The 18,670-nt window shown below is 41.1% G+C and carries 14 protein-coding genes and 3 pseudogenes; 10 read left to right on the top strand and 7 right to left on the bottom strand.

Annotated elements, in window-relative coordinates; genetic code table 11:
- The first annotated feature begins 65 nt into the window (after positions 1 to 65).
- From AC623_RS18195 to AC623_RS21610, 3 genes are all read left to right on the top strand, one after another.
- A complete protein-coding gene (locus AC623_RS18195) occupies positions 66 to 827 on the top strand; it encodes a hypothetical protein (protein ID WP_049665159.1) in 762 nt (253 codons plus the stop codon).
- Positions 828 to 1,400: 573 nt separating this feature from the next.
- A complete protein-coding gene (locus AC623_RS18190) occupies positions 1,401 to 3,038 on the top strand; it encodes an S-layer homology domain-containing protein (RefSeq protein ID WP_049665157.1) in 1,638 nt (545 codons plus the stop codon).
- Between the two features lie 135 nt (positions 3,039 to 3,173).
- Positions 3,174 to 3,329: a hypothetical protein gene (locus AC623_RS21610; protein ID WP_156187080.1), complete on the top strand. Its 156-nt coding sequence runs from the start codon at positions 3,174 to 3,176 to the stop codon at positions 3,327 to 3,329.
- Between the two features lie 87 nt (positions 3,330 to 3,416).
- Here the strand turns inward: AC623_RS21610 and AC623_RS20835 are convergent, their stop codons facing one another.
- Both AC623_RS20835 and AC623_RS18180 read right to left on the bottom strand, forming a co-directional pair.
- Positions 3,417 to 5,480, bottom strand: coding sequence for a leucine-rich repeat domain-containing protein (locus AC623_RS20835; RefSeq protein ID WP_053104177.1), 2,064 nt, complete (start codon positions 5,478 to 5,480; stop codon positions 3,417 to 3,419).
- A 116-nt stretch (positions 5,481 to 5,596) separates the two neighbouring features.
- A complete protein-coding gene (locus AC623_RS18180; protein WP_049665154.1) occupies positions 5,597 to 6,295 on the bottom strand; it encodes an SH3 domain-containing protein in 699 nt (232 codons plus the stop codon).
- 478 nt (positions 6,296 to 6,773) lie between these two features.
- Here AC623_RS18180 and AC623_RS18175 point away from each other — a divergent pair, with 478 nt between their 5' ends.
- Positions 6,774 to 8,540, top strand: a complete 1,767-nt coding sequence (locus AC623_RS18175) for an S-layer homology domain-containing protein (RefSeq protein ID WP_049665152.1) — start codon at positions 6,774 to 6,776, stop codon at positions 8,538 to 8,540.
- 65 nt (positions 8,541 to 8,605) lie between these two features.
- On the opposite strand, the pseudogene AC623_RS22445 reads toward AC623_RS18175, so the two are convergent.
- Positions 8,606 to 9,160 (bottom strand): annotated as a pseudogene (locus AC623_RS22445) (methyl-accepting chemotaxis protein); the annotation flags it as partial.
- Positions 9,161 to 9,544: 384 nt separating this feature from the next.
- A pseudogene (locus AC623_RS22440) lies at positions 9,545 to 10,207 on the bottom strand (methyl-accepting chemotaxis protein); the annotation flags it as partial.
- 411 nt (positions 10,208 to 10,618) lie between these two features.
- On the opposite strand from AC623_RS22440, the gene AC623_RS18165 reads away from it, so the two are divergent.
- The 4 genes and pseudogenes from AC623_RS18165 (at position 10,619) to AC623_RS18155 (ending at position 12,708) form a co-directional block, all read left to right on the top strand.
- Positions 10,619 to 11,548 (top strand): LCP family glycopolymer transferase, encoded by a 930-nt coding sequence (locus tag AC623_RS18165; RefSeq protein ID WP_049665148.1) that lies wholly within the window; start codon positions 10,619 to 10,621, stop codon positions 11,546 to 11,548.
- Between the two features lie 154 nt (positions 11,549 to 11,702).
- Positions 11,703 to 11,900: pseudogene (locus tag AC623_RS22435) on the top strand (methyl-accepting chemotaxis protein); the annotation flags it as partial.
- A gap of 33 nt (positions 11,901 to 11,933) precedes the next feature.
- Positions 11,934 to 12,197, top strand: a complete 264-nt coding sequence (locus AC623_RS18160) for a hypothetical protein (RefSeq protein WP_049665145.1) — start codon at positions 11,934 to 11,936, stop codon at positions 12,195 to 12,197.
- 130 nt (positions 12,198 to 12,327) lie between these two features.
- Positions 12,328 to 12,708 carry a hypothetical protein gene (locus AC623_RS18155; RefSeq protein ID WP_156187079.1) on the top strand — a complete coding sequence of 127 codons (381 nt, stop codon included), beginning with the start codon at positions 12,328 to 12,330 and terminating at the stop codon, positions 12,706 to 12,708.
- A gap of 46 nt (positions 12,709 to 12,754) precedes the next feature.
- Here AC623_RS18155 and AC623_RS18150 read toward each other — a convergent pair whose 3' ends face one another.
- Positions 12,755 to 14,200, bottom strand: a complete 1,446-nt coding sequence (locus AC623_RS18150; RefSeq protein WP_049665142.1) for an APC family permease — start codon at positions 14,198 to 14,200, stop codon at positions 12,755 to 12,757.
- Between the two features lie 296 nt (positions 14,201 to 14,496).
- Between AC623_RS18150 and AC623_RS18145 the strand changes: the two genes are divergently transcribed.
- Both AC623_RS18145 and AC623_RS18140 read left to right on the top strand, forming a co-directional pair.
- Entirely contained in the window at positions 14,497 to 15,009 is a 513-nt protein-coding gene (locus AC623_RS18145) for a DoxX family membrane protein (RefSeq protein WP_049665141.1), read from the top strand.
- 90 nt (positions 15,010 to 15,099) lie between these two features.
- On the top strand, positions 15,100 to 15,747 hold the full coding sequence (locus tag AC623_RS18140; protein WP_049665139.1) for a Bax inhibitor-1/YccA family protein: 648 nt from the start codon (positions 15,100 to 15,102) through the stop codon (positions 15,745 to 15,747).
- A 50-nt stretch (positions 15,748 to 15,797) separates the two neighbouring features.
- Here the strand turns inward: AC623_RS18140 and AC623_RS18135 are convergent, their stop codons facing one another.
- A complete protein-coding gene (locus tag AC623_RS18135; RefSeq protein WP_049665137.1) occupies positions 15,798 to 17,162 on the bottom strand; it encodes an APC family permease in 1,365 nt (454 codons plus the stop codon).
- A gap of 110 nt (positions 17,163 to 17,272) precedes the next feature.
- Positions 17,273 to 18,658 (bottom strand): aminotransferase family protein, encoded by a 1,386-nt coding sequence (locus AC623_RS18130; RefSeq protein ID WP_049665136.1) that lies wholly within the window; start codon positions 18,656 to 18,658, stop codon positions 17,273 to 17,275.
- Positions 18,659 to 18,670: the final 12 nt, after the last annotated feature.

The following is an 18,670-nucleotide window of genomic DNA, read 5'->3' as shown; positions in this document are numbered from 1 at the left end:
TTAAGCCAATCACTTCGGTGGTTGGCTTTTTCTCTAATAGCTATCATACTAAGTAGGGGGATGCCATGCAGTTCTTACAAAAAGGTACAATTGCAGATAATACATTGCATGATACGTCTTTAGGAAACCTAAATTCTTTAAACATTAAGTCTAGTGAATCTTATGATATAACGGCTATTTTTCGCCGGTTGTCTATTCAACTGGACCAACTTGATAAGCAAGAAAGTGGTACCCAGGAAGACCTTGACCTGCTTTCTGAAGAGTTAAATCGTCTGCCACGCTTCTCCGAGGAACGGCTGGAGTGTGATATTCGTATTAAGTTTTTACGCGGAAAATGGGGGCTGCATAAGCAAGTGGCTAAGCCAGAAATAAAAGCTGTTTCTTTTCCAATTAAGACAGAACTCATAGATAACGTTCTTATTGAGAAGATGCATACTGCTTATATTGACAGCGGCAAAGCCGGCCGTTTATGGATCCAGTCGTGGATGAGAAATCAAGGGATTACAGTTATTGAATCAAAAGAGAAGCTAGACCAGCTTGTTAAGCGTGCGATTGGTGAACTAGAGAATTACATACAAGGTGCCAAGTCAGCTTCCTCCGAAGAAAAATGGAAGAAAGCACTGAATAATTTAGGCATACAGGTAGACCAGAAGCATGTCTCTGTTCTGTTTGATAACTGGATAAAAGGCAATACAGAGCTGTTAAAAAATATTGGTGAAATTCAACGATGGATCTCTGTTCAAGGAAAAGCTATTTTGATGAATCAAGAATCTACAAGCGTGCTAGATGACCGGCTTATTGAAAAAGTAATTAAGAGAGAAGAATAAGGAGAGAAAAAAGAAGTAATGTCCTAACGGATAAAGACACCTTTTAATATTGAATTACGCATGAAGCCCTAACTCCTTAAAGGAGTTAGGGCTAGTTTTGTTGAAAAAAGACTAGCTAATAAAAAGCTCATGGAGTTTTCAATGTTTTTAAGTTTCTATTCGTTTAAGAAAGTTAAACAGAAAAGGTGACTATTTAGGAGAGTAAAGGGATTTAATAACAAGGAATATATCCTGATCCTCTTCAATACGAGGGAGTTACACTATTAGAGAAGATTACTTGGTAAACAAACTAGCATTCCAGCAAAATGAAGGCACACTGTATATGACTAAGCAGGTGAAGTGGTGATGGTTGCTTCTCAAAGTTTTATCAATAGTTAAATAGGTGTGATGTATTGAAAAGGTAGTGAAAAAGCTGGTATATAGAAAGCAAACATGGAAGACATTAAACAATATATTTTAGGCATATGGGAAATGAGAAGGTCTATACTAAAGAATATTCGTATTGAAAAGTATATCCATTAATGTAAAATAATAATAGGTTAAAATGACTAGGGATTTTTGGAGGGGAATAAGATGAAGAAGTACATAACTGCCTTATTTGTTTCATTGTTTATAGTTGTAATTTTTAATGGTATATCCGTTTCTGCTGCTCAAGGCGCATTCGAACAGTCATATAATGGAACAATAGCGGATGACAATACAGAGGACCAGTATACTTATACACTTGCTAAATCGGGTACTCTTACAATTAATTTGCAATCTTATATGGAAGCAGTGAATTGGGAAGTACGTGACGAAAATAATAAGCAGATTTGGAGAAATAGTGTTTGGTATGGGAAAACTGGAAATCCAGCTAAAGATCAATATTCTGTGGATTTAGAAGAAGGGAATTATACGGTTATCATCCAAAGGCATTCCTACTCTTATAATGGAGATTATATGATTAAGGCCTCTTTTGAAGAGTCAAAGGCTACCGAAATAGAGCCTAATAACGGAACAGAGATCGCTGAAAAGATTTCACTGCCTCAAGCGCCAATTACCGGTTTTATCAGTTGGAATGACTCTGAAGACTACTATGAGTTCGAGGTGAAAAAAGCAGGGAAAGTAACAGTTCAGCTGGATTCTTACATAGAAGCAGTTTATTTTAATCTAATCAACTATGAAACCGGCAAGAGTGTCTGGGGAAATACAAGCGTTTGGTATGGCAAACCGGAAACACCTAAAAAGGAATTTCTTAACGTCTATCTTGAGCCAGGGAAGTATTATGCGAAAGTCAGTAAACATTCATACGGCTACACAGGAAAATATAAGATTAAAGTTTCTTATGCTACAGCTGGCAATACGGAAATAGAGAATAATAATGGTACTGTGACAGCTCAGGTATTTCCGATTTCCGGTACGGTAAAAGGGCTAATTAGTTGGAACGACCGCGATGATTACTATAAGCTGCGTGTTAAAGAGCCGACAAAAGCAAATATTAAAGTAAGTGCCTCTTTTCGTTCTAAAGTTTCATTGCTTGACGAAAACGGAGATCGGCTGGAACGCGTAACGACTTATAATGGAGAAGAAAATAATCCCCAAACACAAGCTATTACTTACAGTTTGATTCCTAATAAAGATTATTTTTTTTATGTGACTGGGGAGAGTTTCAACGATCAGGGAATATATACACTTACTATTCCTGAACTCCAACCGGTGAATGTTCAATTTAAAGACGTGACATCCGCTTATCGTCCAGCTGTAGATTATTTAGTCCGACATCAAATTACAAGTGGTCTATCTAAAACAGAGTTTGGCATTTCAAAAAACATTAACCGTGCAGATGCTGCTGTTTGGTTAGCTAAAACATTAAACTTAGACATAGAAGCAGCAAAAAATTCCGGATTTGTTGATGTGCCAGCTCGTGCAGTGGGAGCAGTGAATGCGTTAAAAGAAGCAGGAATTATAGGGGGGAAAACAGATACAAGATTCGGTGCGTACGATCCATTAACACGCGGAGAAATTGCGATTATATTACAGCGGGCGTATAATCTGTCTGGAAATGGCCAATCTTCTTCTTTTACAGATGTGTCTGACCGATACAAGGAAGCAGTAAATGCACTAGTTGCCAATGGAGTCACAAATGGTATCTCAGCTAGATCTTTTGGTGTCTCTCAAAAACTAACACGCGGCCAGCTGGCTATCTTTATTTATCGATTATCATCTAAATAATATATAGAAATGAAAAGAGGCTGTTCTAATTTTGTTAACTATTAACTTTTAGGACAGTCTCTTTTTCAAACAATCGCTAACATACTGCAATCGATGTTTCTGTGGCCAAAAAGCAAAGGATTGTAATCGGTTGGGATGGGGGAGTATACCTTTCCTCCATTTAACTTAAATGGCCAATTCATAAAAAATATTAACATTCCGGTAGAGCCGATGGATGTTCTGCAATATGACTCAACGAATCGTACGATCTTGTATGTGTACAAAGGAAAGCTGGTTCAATCAAAGTTTTAATTAGGAAATGGCACAGGTTAAAAAAAGGCTGTTGGTGATTCCCCAACAGCCTTTTTCATAGTGTCTATTCATATACTTTTTCTTATATTAATAAATAGAGGGGTAGTATGGTAACGGTGATGACTCTGGTGCGAGTGCCCAAGGTGAATAGTAAGTCAGGCTAATAGAAATAGAATTCTCTTTATACGGCTCTTTTTTATTGGTCACTAGCAGCACAGCGTCATGCTCGTCATGGGCAATCCAGGAGGTCCGTAAATAAACATACTCTTTGTTAATTTCTTCTTCAGTCCTATACGACTCACCGAATTCCTCGATAGCAGTGTCTTGTAAGTCTCTATATAAGGTTTCCAGCTGATTATTAGTATAATCTTTCGAGTTCACGTTAAATTCATATACAGCAGATTCCAGTTGGCCCGCATGGAAATGATAGCCTAACCGGCTGCTTAACCCATACTTTTGTGCATCATATTCGAGATAGGGAATAGCTGGGTTATCTAAAATCAGCTTCCTTATCTCTTTACTTTTTACTTGTTCATAAGTCATTTGAAAGGCAGTGATCGGCTTATCCTCTTTTACCACCACATCTAACTCAGATGGATAATCCACCGTCATTCCTTTTTTCTTTAATAGTTTTATAACTTCTAGCGCATCCTGAGTTAGAGGATTCCCCATTAAATTAAGGTACTCAACTGAGTTCTTCCAATCTCTTAACGTACTAATATCTGAGATTTGGTTGTCATATAACCCTATGTCTGTTAAATTCGTTAAGTTTTTAATGGCACTAATATCAGAGACTTTATTTTTTGAAACATCAAGTGATGTTAAATTTATTAAGTTTTCCAATGCACTGATATCGGTAATCTGATTTTGTAGTAAAGTGAGTCTTGTTAAATTTGTTAAACTCATTAGAGGGCTAACATCTGAAACTTGATTATTAAATAAATCCAGCTCTGTCAGGTTTGTTAAATTTCTTAATTCAGTAATATCAGAGATTTGATTGGCTGATAAATAAAGGATGTCTAAGTTTGGTAATCGACCGAGCACGTTGATATTTGAAATTTCATTATTAGTAATATCTAAGTTTGTTAAGTCTATCATGTTTCCTAAAGCGCTAATATCGGAAATTTGATTAACTGACAAATCAAGCGTAGTTAAATTCGTCAAGTTTTTTAATGCTCGAATATCAGAGATTTGATTATTTAATAAATCTAGTTCTGTTAAATTCGTTAAGCCTTCTAAGGCGCTAATATCCGTGATGTTATTTACGGCTAGATCTAATTCTGATAAATTTTTCAAATTTTTTAAAGCGTTAATGTTTGAGATTTGATTTCTAACTAGTTCAAGATCGGTTAGGCTCGTTGCAAACTCCAGCCCTGTTAAATCTGTTATCTCTTCATCGCTTCCATCTAACCATATTAATTTTGACATATCCTCTTTTGTAATCGTTCCCGTTGGTTTTCTAAGTGCCTCTCGTATGACCCTCTCTAAGTTAGGATCGGGAATTCTTACTTTTTCTTGGTTAGGTACCTCTGGGCCTGTGTTTCCTTCAATGCCCATAGTTTTAGAGACAAACACGGAAAATTGGGCTCTAGTTACAGGAGTTTTTAATTTAAAAGTTCCATCAGGATAACCTGAAGTAATATGGTGGTACGCCAAAGCGTCTACATATTTGTAGGCCCAATAACTTTTTGGCACATCTTTAAAGCTGGAATTGCCTGTGCCTTCGAGATAATAAGCAGTTGCCAAGATCCTGGCCATTTCCTCTCTCGTCAGTGCCTGGTTAGGATAAAAGTTCTTTGAAGGGAGATAGATCCCGTCGTCGGCTAAGGCAGCGATTGCTTTATAAGCGGTATGACTAGCCCCAATATCGGAGTAATGAGGATTTGGTCTATTTTTTAAATTTATATTCATTGCTTTAGCGACCATAATGGCAGCCTGTGCTTTCGTTACATTCTGGCTAGGTTTAAAAGTTCCATCTGGGAATCCATTAATAATTCCCTTACTATTTAATTGTTTAATTTCATTGATAGCCCAATGATCACTCGGGACATCTTTGAATTTTCCAGATGCCTCTGTACTCATTTGAGCAAAAGGAGCTGAGAAGACTATCAATAGAATAAATGACAGCATTATTTTCAATGCTGATTTCATTTTTTATCACCTCTTTTTGTTCGTTTAGTATGTAATACGCAATCTTGCTAAGCAGAGTCTGGCAAGTTGATAATGCTGAACGCAGGAGGCGTTATGAAAACAAGAAGCCCGTATGTTTAATAAAGCTCCAGATACTCCCATGAGACATAAGCAGGATTCTCTTTATAGACGATTTCTGCCCAGCCATTTGAATACACGCCTACTACATATATGTTGGCATAACGTGGAAGTGAGCCAATGACTTTTCCTTTAGGGCTTGGGGTAGCTCTCACATTTAATGAGCTGGCGTTGATCCACATGAATTCACCAATATATTCATAGGTTACTTTAGATTGAGGTGCTTTCAAGTAAGCGGAGGCGACAAATCCTACTTTGCCGTTATAGCGGACCTCTGCCCAGCCGCCCGGTCTCGTGCTGTATACATACACCTTTGTTCCGTTGGAGTATGATCCAATTATTTTTCCTTTCGGACTTGGTGTAGCACGAACATGCAGCTTTGACGCATTTACAACCATTTCTTTCCCGGTTACGGGCGCAGTGGAAGGGCTGCCTGGAAATTTCAAATGACCCGTAGCTACATATCCCGCAGTGTTGTTAAACTTAATTTTAGACCAGCCGCTCGAGTTTGTTTCATATACATATACACCTTTTCTCTTTGGCAGAGAACCGATAACTCGTGCCGTTTTGCTAGGGTTCTCCCGAACATTTAGTTTGTCAACAGCGACAGTGGCATTTCCTGTGCTAGCATTCGCTAAAATAGGGGCTGCACTGAACAGCATAACAAACGTTGCAAATAAAAAAACAAGCTTCTTCATCCTATTCCTCTCCTTACATAATATTTGTCTCACTAACTCTAAATATACTCTAATGCACCAGGAAGTTGTACCCTTTAATGGTAAAAGAGGAAATGAAAGAAATTTATTCCTCCGGTTGTTTCTACATGATGAGAAGCCTTCTTTGTTTAAGGTTATTTAAGTTCTGCCCATTGCGGCAAATGAGTCAAAATCGATGTTTCTTTGCCTAGAGAGGGGGAGGAAATAGGTTTTCAGGACATGAAGAAGAAAGTTACCTTTTTAAGGAATGGTTTAGTCAGCTTCTTACTTTATGGGGCTTAAAAAGATGAATTTATCCTAATTCGACAAATTTATACATATTCCCCCGTTATCTTATGGGATAATAAGCCTGGTTCTATTGACTTGAGGAAAGCGAGCATTAAATTGTTTGAATGTTTCCTATTTTGTTGATGGAATTGAGGCTTTCTAAGATAGTAAATTAGATGTAGGGGGACGTAGAATGAAGAAGTTATTTATGGTGCTGGCGGCTTTTTTGGCATGCTTTGTATTCTCCGAGAAGGCAAGTGCAGAAGAGGTATTGAATTTGCCTAAAATAGCAGAATTAAAATCCGATAGTACTATTTCGACAGGGATTTTTAGTCCGGATGATAAGTTTATTGTGACAGGTGATTCGTCCGGCTACATTACGGTATACAATGCGGCCACGGGGGCGCAGGTGAACAAATGGGCAGGTAGTAATGACTACGAGATTTCTAAAGTACTATTCAGCCCGGACGGCCAGCGTCTCGTATCTATTAGCGCAGGTTACAGCGGAAATGTAAAGGTTTGGGATGTGCAGACTGGTCTTTTGCTTTCGACTTTAACGGTAGAAAAAAATGACTACAGAAAATTTTATGACATTGCATTAAATAACGATGGGACTATTTTGTATACTGCTGATAGTAATGATACGGTTATTTATTGGGATGTTTTAAAAGGAACAAAGCTACTGGAGTTGACGATGCCTTCATTGCCAACTACCTTGGCGTACAATTCCGCTAAACAGCATTTAGCCATTGGGCTTAAGGATGGCAGTCTTAATATAAGGAATGCAGTGAATGGAGAGTACATAAACACTAAATCGGTTGGTTCTGCTTATTTCTCCAATATTGTGAAACTAAAGTATTCCGCCGATAACCAAGTTTTATACTTTTCTTTAGTTAATGAGAATCAGCCATATCTATTTGATGTAGATTCTAATTATGGAATGATCCCTTTAGAAGAGAATGATTACAGTAACCAATGGAAAGACTTTGATTTTAATGTAAATCACAAATATATTGCAGTGGCAGAGCAGTACAGCCCCCTTAAAATATTTGATACCGAGACGAAAAAGTTGGTAGCTGAGGGGAAATCTAACTTCTACTATTATAATACGAATGATGTGGCATTTAGCCATAATGGCAAGCGTTTAGTTGTCGGAGGCACGGTGTACGATACAACGATTCTCTTTAACGAACTGACTAGTATTCAGATCACTCCAGCCTCTCTTTATATGGGCATCGATGATGTTCAGGGTTTTACAGTTAAAGGAAAATACAGCAATGGAGAGGTAAAGGCCATTCCTTCTGCGGAAGTCCAGTGGAGCTCGGAAAATCCGGATGTGGCAACTTTCATCTATGGAAAGTTCCAAGCACTGAAGCCGGGGACCGCCACGATTACAGCTTCTTATAAGGGATTTACGGCCAAGGCTGTGATCCATGTAAATGCACAGCAATTTACAGACTTGAAACCGATTCACGTTGATGCTGTCAATTATTTAGTGGGCAAAAAGATTACGAGCGGTTTATCCAAAACGACATTCGGTACTGAGGCGACAATTAAACGGGTGGACGCCGCTATTATGATTGCCAAAGCACTTGCGTTAGACACGGCTGCCGCTCCTAAAGCAGGATTTACAGATGTACCGGCACGTGGACAAGCTTATGTGAATGCTTTAAAAGCAAGCGGAATAGTCAGCGGCAAAACGAAAACATCGTTTGGAACGAATGATCAGATTACACGCGGTGAAATGGCATTAATCCTGCAACGTGCGTACAAATTTACACCAGGCAGCACCCGTCATTCATTTGTGGATGTGAACCCGCGCTATGATAACGCTATTTCTTCACTCGTTCGCTATAAAATCGTTACGGGCATTAACGATTATGAATTTGGAACATCTGTTCCGATTACACGAGGTGACTTTGCGATCTTCCTTTATAATTCGGAAATGGCTAAGAAGTAACGAACAAACTAGAGAGCCAACCACGAAAAGTGGTTGGCTCTCTGTTGTTTTCTAATGATAACATCCTATTTAAACACCGCCACCGACTCTTCCAACTTCTCTGCAAACTTCTTCAATATAATCGTCGTTTCTTCGATTTTATCCATTTGGATCAGTTCTTCCTTCGAGGCGTCTGCGACGTCAATCGTGTCTTTGGCTGTTTGTTTCGTGATGATTGAAAACTGTTCGAGCGAGGCGAAGATTTCTTCTGATCCGGCGCTTAATTGTTCTGTGACAGCCGATACTTCCTGGATTTCTTCGTTTACCTTTTGAACAGAATTCAGAATGTGGGTGAACATTTCCCCTGTATGCATGACGGCCTCTGTTCCTTTATGTGCTTTTCCAGTACTTTCATTCATATCGGAAATCACACTATGAGTCGTATGGGTAAAGTCATTGATCAGCCGGGATATTTCTTCTGCGGAGAACTTCGACTTTTCAGCGAGCTTTCTGACTTCTTCCGCCACGACAGCAAATCCCTTTCCATGCTCGCCGGCTCGTGTTGCTTCAATAGCGGCATTTAATGATAACAAATTGGTTTGGTTTGAGATATCGGTAATGACTTTTGTAATTTGGCTGATTTCGTCGACTTGGTTAATCATGTTTTTCAGCTTGTTGGCTGTTTCGGTGATAGACGTTTCGACGCCTTGGATTTCATCAATAACTTTGACGATGTCCTGGTCGCTTGCTTCAACGGTTTTCGTAACATCATTCGATGATTCGGACACACTGGAAGAAGAGTCGGCAATTTTCTGAATGCCGATCGCCATTTCCTCCATCGCTCTCACTGACTCCTCTGACTGCTGCAAGTTGCTTCTGCTTCCCTCTGCGATATTATCAATCTTCCAAAATATATTTTTATTTGAATCCTTGGCAGAATGCACGTCTGCTGAAAGCTGTTCAGCTGTCTGAACGAGATGGCCGGAAATGTCTGCAATATGAGCAAGCAATCTTTTAATTCGCTCGGTCATGCTTTTAAATGACTCTCCGACATGCTTGATTTCGTCATTTCCTTTAATCACAAGCCCGTTAATTAATTGCTCTGCTTTTTCAAGCTCTCCATTCTGAATTTCTCTTGCCGTCTTTGAGATTACGGATAGAGGAGCAAGGCGTGATTTTGTATAAAAGAATAGCAGGGCGCTTGTGCCCGCAACCAGCAGCAGAAGAATAGACAGGTACAGAGGCAGAGAGTGAGAAATGACATGGTTTTGTATAGCCCCTACATCCTCCGCCATAATATCGACCCCTAATATTCCAATCACTTCATTGTTCTTATTTTTAATAGGAGCAAACGCCGATAAATATTTTCCATACTGGGGATCATTAATAATGTCTGTTGACGCTGTGCCCCCTTTTAAAGCGGGCTCCACGTCTTCATATGTAGTACCTGTTGTGGGAGCCCCAATCTCAGCCGCATCCTCTGCATCCTTCGGTGAACCGTCCACAAGGATGGTAATCGCTTTATTTTTTTCGTTGAGGATATAAACGTAAGCAGCCCCAGATTTCACTTGATAATCACCAAGCTGCTCTCTCAGCTTCCAATAGTCATCTGATTCGACGGGGTTGTCCAGGAATTGTTCAAAGGTTTCCGTGTCTAAGCCAGAAGCGATGTTTTTAGCTGTGTTCATACTAAAGTTAGAGATTGTCTGTTCCACGGTCATTTTCGTATTCTTAAATAGAATAAAAGTTGTTACGACAAGAATAAGTAACATTCCTATCAATAAAGGCATCGTAATTTTTGTACTTAACTTTCCTTCTCTTTGTCGCATGAGGTCTCCTCCAATGTAAACGTTTCTATGTACTTTATCGACTATTTTTGTGTTTAATAAAGCGAAAATAAATAATAAAAAGAATTATCAGAAACATAGTAAGGTAAAAGGCAGTTCATCGAAATGGGAGAACAGCGGTGACTGCTCTCTTTTCTAATTCTATTTTAAGGAATTTCCTTATATCTTTTTACTTGCTAAATCAGCAATCCATGATAATCTAGAACAGTAGTAAAATGTTCATAGGGGATTATAAAAAGGAGAACTCATACAATGGAAAGAAAAAGAGCTAGGCAAAAAAGAAAAAAGAAAAAGTTTGTTGGTATTGTATTATTGATCCTATTAGTTATTGGAGCTATTGCGGCATTCAGTATATATTCTTCGTTTAACAGTGCTTACAAAGACATAGTTAACAAGTCAGCGCTGGAGAAATCGGATAAACGGAATAAAGATGTGTCGTTACAAGACAAGGAGGCTTTTACCGTATTGCTGTTAGGTGTAGATGAGCGGGAAGGCGATCGGGGACGTTCGGATACGATGCTGCTTATGTCCGTAAACGGCCAGAAGAATTCTGTAGAAATGTTAAGCATCCCCCGGGACACGCGTGTGGAAATTGCCGGAAAAGGTAAAAAAGATAAGATTAATCATGCCTATGCATTTGGCGGAGTGAACATGGCTGCGAAAACCGTCGAAGGGTTTCTCGATGTACCGGTCGATTATTATGTTGAAATGAACATGGATGGCTTTAAAGAACTGGTGGATGCCGTCGGCGGCGTGACAGTCGACAATCCGTTTGCTTTCTCTTATGGGGGAGAAAGCTTTGACAAGGGAACCATTCATTTAACTGGGCAGCAGGCGCTGCAATATACGAGAATGAGACACGAGGATCCGCAGGGAGACTTCGGCAGACAAGCCCGCCAGCGCCAAGTGATACAGGGAATCCTTGATGAAGGGGCGAGCATCAACTCGCTTTGGAAATACAACGATATACTAGGTGCTCTTAAGACGAATATGCAAACAAACCTATCGGTGGATGAAATCAGGGCTATTCAAAAGAACTATGCCGGTGCCAGAAGTAACATTAAGCAGGAGCAAATTGAAGGCAATGGACAGAAAATCGGCGGCATCTACTACTATTTAGTACCAGATGAAGAGAGAGAAAGAGTGTCAAATATCTTTAAAGATCACTTGAACTTACAGTAAAAGATCTCATCAACAGCTTGAACACACGGCCTTTGCCGTGTGTTTTTCTATTTAAATGAGTAAAAAAATGATACAGCCTACAGGGAGAAGGTGATAGAATAATATCGTTAAATTGGTATTTTCCACCTATTTATTGAAAGTTGGATAAAGCTTTGCCTCGATTGAATCAGCGAGAGCGGGAGAGTATGGCAAAGGCTTTAGCGTGGTGTCCGAGGAGATTAGAAAGCTCGCGGATCAAACACGAAAAGCAACCGATCACATTAAGGAGATTATGCATTCTGTCTTAGGAGATGCGGACAATACCGTTCATGCAATGAAGGATGTAGAGGAAATGACTTCGAGACAATCTTAGTCAGTCATACAGGCCAGCAAGGCTTTTTGCAGTATGTCAGATTCTATTGAAAAGATGACAAGGAAGATTCATTTAAATGGAGACCATATATCAGAATTGCATGAAGATGCTGCCCAATTAGTGACAGAGGCAGAGTCGATCTCGGCTGGGTCAGAAGAGAGTGCGGCTTCTTCGAGACAGGTCGCGATGCCCATGCAGGAGCAGACAAGAGACTGTGAAAAAATATTATTATCAGTCGATGAAATGAATCAGTTAGTGCAGCATTTAAATGAATTGGTTGTTAAGTTTAGGATTTAATCAGGCTATCCGCTTTATGTATAAAGGGCTATTTGAAAAAGTAAAGGAGAGGTGAAGAAATGTGAGGCTGAAGCCGCAAGGGAAGGAACTGTTTTGGAATGTTTGCCGGCATTTGAATGAGGTGGGGTTTATGATTGACGATTCAGAAGCTAAAAGGCAAAGTGTTCCCTTCTTTTTTCCGGTAGGAGGGCACACTCAGGCAGCAACGGTTCAGTATAAAGGTCATAATGGTGAAATGATTGAGGGGGTTGTTCTTCGGTTTTATGTTCGGCCCTTTCAGGCGGCTGATTTGTTAACAGTAGTAGAGGAACATATAGATTTCCGGACAGAGTTAAAAGAGGGAGAGGCCTCTCCCTACTATGAATATATTTTTAAAGAATCCTATTTTCACCCTGATGTCCATCAGGCAATTTCTAAGCTGTTTGTAGATTTGGCTAGAAAGAAGAGCCGATTATTGGCCGGCGTTGAATCGGAACGGACTCCAAATTGGATCACTGATTTGCCACGCTAAACAAGAGGAGCTGCCAAATTCGGCAGCTCCTTTAAAAATCAGTAGCTTACAGGCTCTTTTTCCCAAAATCCGAATCATCATCGTATTGAATCACCCGGTCAATTTCCTCATTCATATGCCGGTCGGAATTAGCCGTTCCGTATTTAGACATTGACGTCTTGTAGAAAACAAAACCGAGAATCACCCAGGCGAAGACAATCATCCATTCATAAGGCCAGACGAGGGCAGAAGGCATGCCGGGCATATAAAGAACGGAGACGCCTAAGGCCATGAGAGCGGCAATCCAGCCAAGTGTTGTGCCGCCGGGCAGCTTGAACGGCCGGTGCATGTTTGGTGCTTTTTTGCGCAGGATGATGAAGGAGACGGCGACCATGAACCAGGCGACGACTAGTCCTAATCCGCCAGCATCGACAAGCCATACTAGCGCTGGACGGCCCAGCAGGGGAGCGGCCGTAGATAAAACAGCAATTAAGAGAATGGCTTTATGAGGGGTATTATACTTTGGATGCAATTCCCCAAGCGATTTCGGCAGCATACCGGATTTGGCGAGCGCATAAATGGCACGGCTTCCGCCTACATAGAACCCGATCCAGCTCGTTAGAATGCCGCCGATTCCTCCGAGTACGAGAATATTGCCCATCATCGGACTGTTTCCGAATGCTTTTGCCATCGCATCAGCGGTCACGAGATTGGATTCGGCCATTTCTGCTGGTGTTAACACGCGGGATACACCGAATATAACGGCAACGTACCAGACAACAGCTAGCATGACTGAGAAGATTAAGAGCTTTCCAATTTGTTTTTGCGGGAGGTTAATTTCTTCAGAAGCTTGCGGAATAACGTCAAAACCGACGAACATAAACGGAGTCATAATAATAACGGTTAACAACCCGGCTGTCCCTTTTTCAAAAAGCGGCTGCATGTTAGCCGTGCTGCCGGAGATGGAGCTGCCGGTAATGAGCAATACGCCGGCAATCGCAATAACGAGTGTGAGGATAAAGGTGATCGCCATTGAGAACTTAATACCGCGATAGTTGATCCAGGCGATGATAATAGAACCAAGAATACCGACACCAGCCCAAGTAATCGTAACATCCCAGCCTGCAATCGTGTACAAGTAGCCTTTACTGTAATGGGGGATTAAATACTCAAATACGGTGGGGAGAGCTACGGCTTCAAAAGCCACGACCGATACGTAGCCAAGAACGATCGCCCATGTCGTAATAAAGCTCGGAACCCGGCCCATCGCCTTGTAGCTGTATACGTGCTCGCCCCCGGCCAGTGGAAGAGCGGATGCCAGCTCTGCATACGTTAAGCCGACGAATGTCACCACGATGCCGCCGATCATGAAAGCCAGAATAGCGCCTAATGAACCTGCTTCTGTAATCCATAGCCCGGTCGTCACCACCCAGCCCCAGCCAATCATCGCTCCAAATGCCAAAGCAAGAACATCTCGATTTCCTAACGTCTTCAAAAACCTTTGTTCACTCATTCCTTTCCCTCCCATCAGAGTTTAGTAGAGCCTCGTGCCAAACACTAAATATTCAGGTGAAAATAAGTGCAAAGACGTCAAATAGGTCGTCTACTTTTATTATATGATAAATTGTTTGTTAATTCTAAAAATTCATTAAAAATTTGAGTTTCCTTTGTGTCTTTAAAATACTCAACAATGTGAAGTCGGTAAAATAGTCTTAGAGAAGTTTTGCTCCCATTTTCATATTGACGGTGCTCACTATTTAAAAGAAAATGATAATCATTATCAATTGATTTTATTTAGGGGGAATTTTTATGTTTATTCGTTTTTTAAGGGGAAATTTGTATGCATCTTATCTATTGTTTTTCTTACGTTTATATCTCGGATGGCAGTGGCTGCAGGCGGGCTGGGAGAAGATCAGCGGTGGACAGTTTGATGCCAGTGGCTTTCTAAAGGGGGCCGTCGGCAAAATGTCCGGTGATCATCCGGCTGTGCAGCCCTGGTGGGGAGAGTTTTTGAAGGAAGTCGCTTTGCCAAACGTTGGGATCTTTAACGTATTAGTGCCTTGGGGAGAGTTCTTAGTTGGCCTTGGTCTGATCTTAGGGGTTTTCACTTCCTATGCAATGCTAATGGGGCTTGTGATGAATTTTTCTTATCTGCTTTCAGGGACGATGAGTACAAATCCGCAACTGGTAATCCTTGGCCTATTGATTCTTATGGCTGGGATGAATGCGGGAAGAATAGGGGGAGATCGGTGGATTTATCCGTATATGAAAAAGTCATTTGCCGAAAACAAAGACTCTGACACTCTGTCTAAAAGTGCCTGAATCTTAAAAATTTTACTGCCGGCTTATTTCCTGAAACCTTTTAGCCAAAAATCCGTATAGATTGGTAAAAATGAAGGGAGGAGTCACGTAATGTCATCTTATACAATACCTGAAGTATCGAATCATAATCAGATGAATGCGGTTCTGCGAGCGTTTGCGATGTCACTCGGTGTGGCACTCGTTGGCATGGGAGTAGGTACCGTTGTTCCACCAGCACTCTTTCTGCCGCTTGCGGTGTTAGAGATTCTTCTATTAGTAGGGGCTTTCTTTTTACGTAAAAGAAAAGCAGTAGGGTACACGTTCTTATATGTATTTACTCTCTTATCTGGAATCACGACCTATCCAATCGTTTCTTATTATTTAATGACATCGGGAGCCCAAGTCGTACTAGGGGCTTTAGCCTCTACGTTCGTCGTCTTCTTTGCAATGGCGGCAGCGGGGACAAAAACGAAAAAAGATTTATCTTTTTTAAGCGGCTTGCTGCTTACTGTTTTATTGGCACTGCTTACCTTGTCGATCATGAATTTCTTTTGGCCGTTTTCTTCTACTGCCATGTTCGTTTATTCCATCATTGGAACGGTTCTTTTCTCTCTTTATGTCATGTATGACTTTAATCAAATGAAGCGAATGACGATTACGAGTGACATGGTGCCGCTCTTAGCGCTTAATCTGTATTTAGATCTTGTTAACTTGTTCATTAACTTGTTGCGTCTCATTGGGTTTTTGAGTGAAGACTAAAGGGTCAGTCCCCCACCGCTTTCAAGCGGCAGGGGACTGACCCTTCGTTATTACATATTCTCGAATACAGCCGCAGCATCTCTCTTTAACACTTTTGTATGAATAACTAAGGTAATAAATCCTACGAGTATCCATGAGACGCCTACTATTTTTCCTATGGGTCCCATTCCCAACATAATGTAACTGCATACAAATAACCCTAACAAGGGAACGGCTAAGTTCAGTAAAACCCCTCTTATGCCTCTTTCTTTACGTCTTAGATAAAACTCAGCGATAACCGATAAATTAACACACAAGAACCCGATGAGTGCTCCAAAGACGATTAACTGAAATAGGACAGGCAGGGGGATGAGTACAGCGCCTGCATACCCCACAATGGCTAGGATGATAATACTGACATAAGGTGTTTGATATTTAGGATGCAGGCGGGCGAGTATGCTCGGTAACATTTGATCTCCGCCCATGCTATATAAGATTCTGGAAGCAGAAGCCTGGCCGGCTAATGCTGTTGAAATTCCAGATACCGCAATAATAAGCGTACAGATGGTGGCTAGTCCGCTGCCGCCGACAGCAGTGGCAATTTCAAAAAAGGCCGTTTCTTGAGAAGCAAAAGAAGTAAAATCTGGTGTAATAAGAGTTGCAAAGTACACTTGTAGAATGTAAAAAAAGGAACTAATTAACAGGGCGAGCACCGCTGCCTTCCCTACCATCTTGCCCGTTACTTTGGAATCCTCCGACATTGTCGTTACAGCGTCAAATCCGAGGTAAGAAAGTACGGCAAGAGAGGCACCTGTAATTAAAGAGTCCATTGTAAACGTTTCTGGGTTGTAAATACTCTGCATAGAGAAGAGACTGCTGATTCCACCTTGTGCTAATAAGCTTTTAATGGCAAAACCAATAAATAAAACTAAACTGAGAAGCATGAGTGCTGTCATGATCAGATTAACACGGGAGGTAATTTGTGCGCCAAAGTAATTGCTCAAGGTGACCGGCACGACAAATAAAAGCAACATGAGCCATAAAGGAACAGAAGGGAGCAGCTCCATTAAGAAGACAGCACTTAGTTTATATAGCAGCATCGGGATTAATAAGTAGTCTAAGAGGATCGACCAGCCGGCCAGATAGCCAATCTTGGGATGAATCGCCTGAGACGTATAACTATAAGTAGAACCGGCCTTCGGAAAGGCGCCCGCCATTTTCCCGTAGCAGATCGCTGTAAAAATCATCGCCATCAAACCGACTAAATAGGACAATACTGCATGGCCGTGGGATACTTGTGTCAGTTCGCCAAAAAGGGTCTGGGCTGATACGGGGGCCATAAACACCATCCCGAAGATAACGAGATCTCGTGTCTTAAACACCTTCTTTAGTGACGGTTCACTTACATTTATATGAGGAGCTTTTAATTCTTCCATTAGTCACTCTCCCTACATTTTTTTACGGTAAAGCCAAAGGAAAAGGTCTTGCCAAATGATAAGAGAGATATCCCTCTTATTGAAGAGGGATATCTTTCTCCATCATGACTCTATAAAGCTTTCTTTTCAAAAGCTCGAATCGAGTCTGATAGTTTTTCGATCATCGTTTCAACATCCTGTTTGTTCACGATGAGCGGCGGGGCGAGGGCAACGACGTTTAATCCTCCGAACGTGAGCGGTCTTAAGATAAGATTGCGTTTTTCGCATTCTTCTACTACAGCAGGTGCCGCATAGATCGATGAATCAAAAGGAACATCATTTTCAGGATCAGCCAATAATTCAATGCCGCCCATTAACCCGATGGTTCTTGCTTTGGCTGTTGTTTTGTGGGTATTTTCAAGGTATTGAAGCCCTTTTAGCAGCTCTTCTCCCATTTGTCTCGCATTTTCTACAAGCCCCTCTGTTTCGATGATTTCGAGATTTTTCAAGGCGACAGCACAGGCTGTTGGGTGGCCGCTGTAAGTAAAGCCATGGAAAAATACACTTTCTGACAGTTCCGCTAATTCATCTCTTAATTTTTCAGACATCATGACGGCACCGAGTTGGACATATCCGCTTGTAATCCCTTTGGCGACGGACATTAAGTCAGGCACTACATCCCAATGCTCGACTCCAAACATTTTGCCGGTGCGGCCGAAACCACAAATGACTTCATCTGTAATCATAAAGATTCCATATTCATCACATAGTGCTCGGATGGCCTTTAAATAACCCTCAGGTGGAATTCGAACACCGCCGACTCCTTGTACCGGTTCAAGAATGACCGCTGCAATCGTTTCCGGACCCTCTGTTTCAATCATGCCTCTGATGCTTCTATCGTAGCCTGGCGCTGATTTGTCGCCGAGTTCACATTCGGTTTGGAATGGCAGCGCATGCAGAAAGTCAGGAGCGATCGCTGTGATCATTTCTTTAAATTCTGGAACGCCAGTGGCACTAGTGGCTCCCATCGTGACGCCGTGATAGCTTTGATCTAGGGTGATGATTTTTTTTCGTTCTGGCTGTCCTTTTAACTTCCAATAATGACGAACGATTTTGATCGCACTTTCATTTGATTCAGAGCCGCCAGATGTGAAGAAGCTTACATTTAAATCCCCTGGTGCCATGCTGGCCAGTTTTTCAGAAAGGCGAATGACGACATCGTGAGAATTATTAAAGAAAGAGGAGCCATATGAAAGCGTCATGATTTGCCGACTGGCGGCTTCGGCTATTTCTTTTCGTCCATAACCAATATTGACATTCCAGAGTGAAGAAACGCCGTCAATGTATTCTTTTCCGTAGACATCTGTCACATGAATGCCTTGTCCTTTTGTGATAATCGTGGCAGGGCCAAACGTTTGTTGTGCCTTCAAAGGAGTAGTAGGATGAAAGAAGTGTTTTTTATCTAATTCGATTAATTGTTCAGCTGTTTTATTGGCTAATGAGACATTTGTTGACATATGAATACCTCC

Source organism: Bacillus sp. FJAT-27231, assembly GCF_001183975.1.
GTDB classification, from domain to species: domain Bacteria; phylum Bacillota; class Bacilli; order Bacillales; family Domibacillaceae; genus Pseudobacillus; species Pseudobacillus wudalianchiensis.
The sequence above is the reverse complement of the archived record's forward strand: the minus strand, read 5'-3'. Positions and strand labels throughout refer to the sequence as shown.

Bases quoted from the DNA above. Each gene is read 5' to 3' on its own strand.
- AC623_RS18130 (WP_049665136.1), bottom strand. From the start codon at position 18,658: ATGTCAACAAATGTCTCATTAGCCAATAAAACAGCTGAACAATTAATC.
- AC623_RS18160 (WP_049665145.1), top strand. From the start codon at position 11,934: ATGTCAGATTCTATTGAAAAGATGACAAGGAAGATTCATTTAAATGGA.
- AC623_RS18180 (WP_049665154.1), bottom strand. From the start codon at position 6,295: ATGAAGAAGCTTGTTTTTTTATTTGCAACGTTTGTTATGCTGTTCAGT.
- AC623_RS18135 (WP_049665137.1), bottom strand. From the start codon at position 17,162: ATGGAAGAATTAAAAGCTCCTCATATAAATGTAAGTGAACCGTCACTA.
- AC623_RS18150 (WP_049665142.1), bottom strand. From the start codon at position 14,200: ATGAGTGAACAAAGGTTTTTGAAGACGTTAGGAAATCGAGATGTTCTT.
- AC623_RS21610 (WP_156187080.1), top strand. From the start codon at position 3,174: ATGGGGGAGTATACCTTTCCTCCATTTAACTTAAATGGCCAATTCATA.
- AC623_RS18190 (WP_049665157.1), top strand. From the start codon at position 1,401: ATGAAGAAGTACATAACTGCCTTATTTGTTTCATTGTTTATAGTTGTA.
- AC623_RS18145 (WP_049665141.1), top strand. From the start codon at position 14,497: ATGTTTATTCGTTTTTTAAGGGGAAATTTGTATGCATCTTATCTATTG.
- AC623_RS18175 (WP_049665152.1), top strand. From the start codon at position 6,774: ATGAAGAAGTTATTTATGGTGCTGGCGGCTTTTTTGGCATGCTTTGTA.
- AC623_RS18195 (WP_049665159.1), top strand. From the start codon at position 66: ATGCAGTTCTTACAAAAAGGTACAATTGCAGATAATACATTGCATGAT.
- AC623_RS20835 (WP_053104177.1), bottom strand. From the start codon at position 5,480: ATGAAATCAGCATTGAAAATAATGCTGTCATTTATTCTATTGATAGTC.
- AC623_RS18165 (WP_049665148.1), top strand. From the start codon at position 10,619: ATGGAAAGAAAAAGAGCTAGGCAAAAAAGAAAAAAGAAAAAGTTTGTT.
- AC623_RS18140 (WP_049665139.1), top strand. From the start codon at position 15,100: ATGTCATCTTATACAATACCTGAAGTATCGAATCATAATCAGATGAAT.
- AC623_RS18155 (WP_156187079.1), top strand. From the start codon at position 12,328: ATGATTGACGATTCAGAAGCTAAAAGGCAAAGTGTTCCCTTCTTTTTT.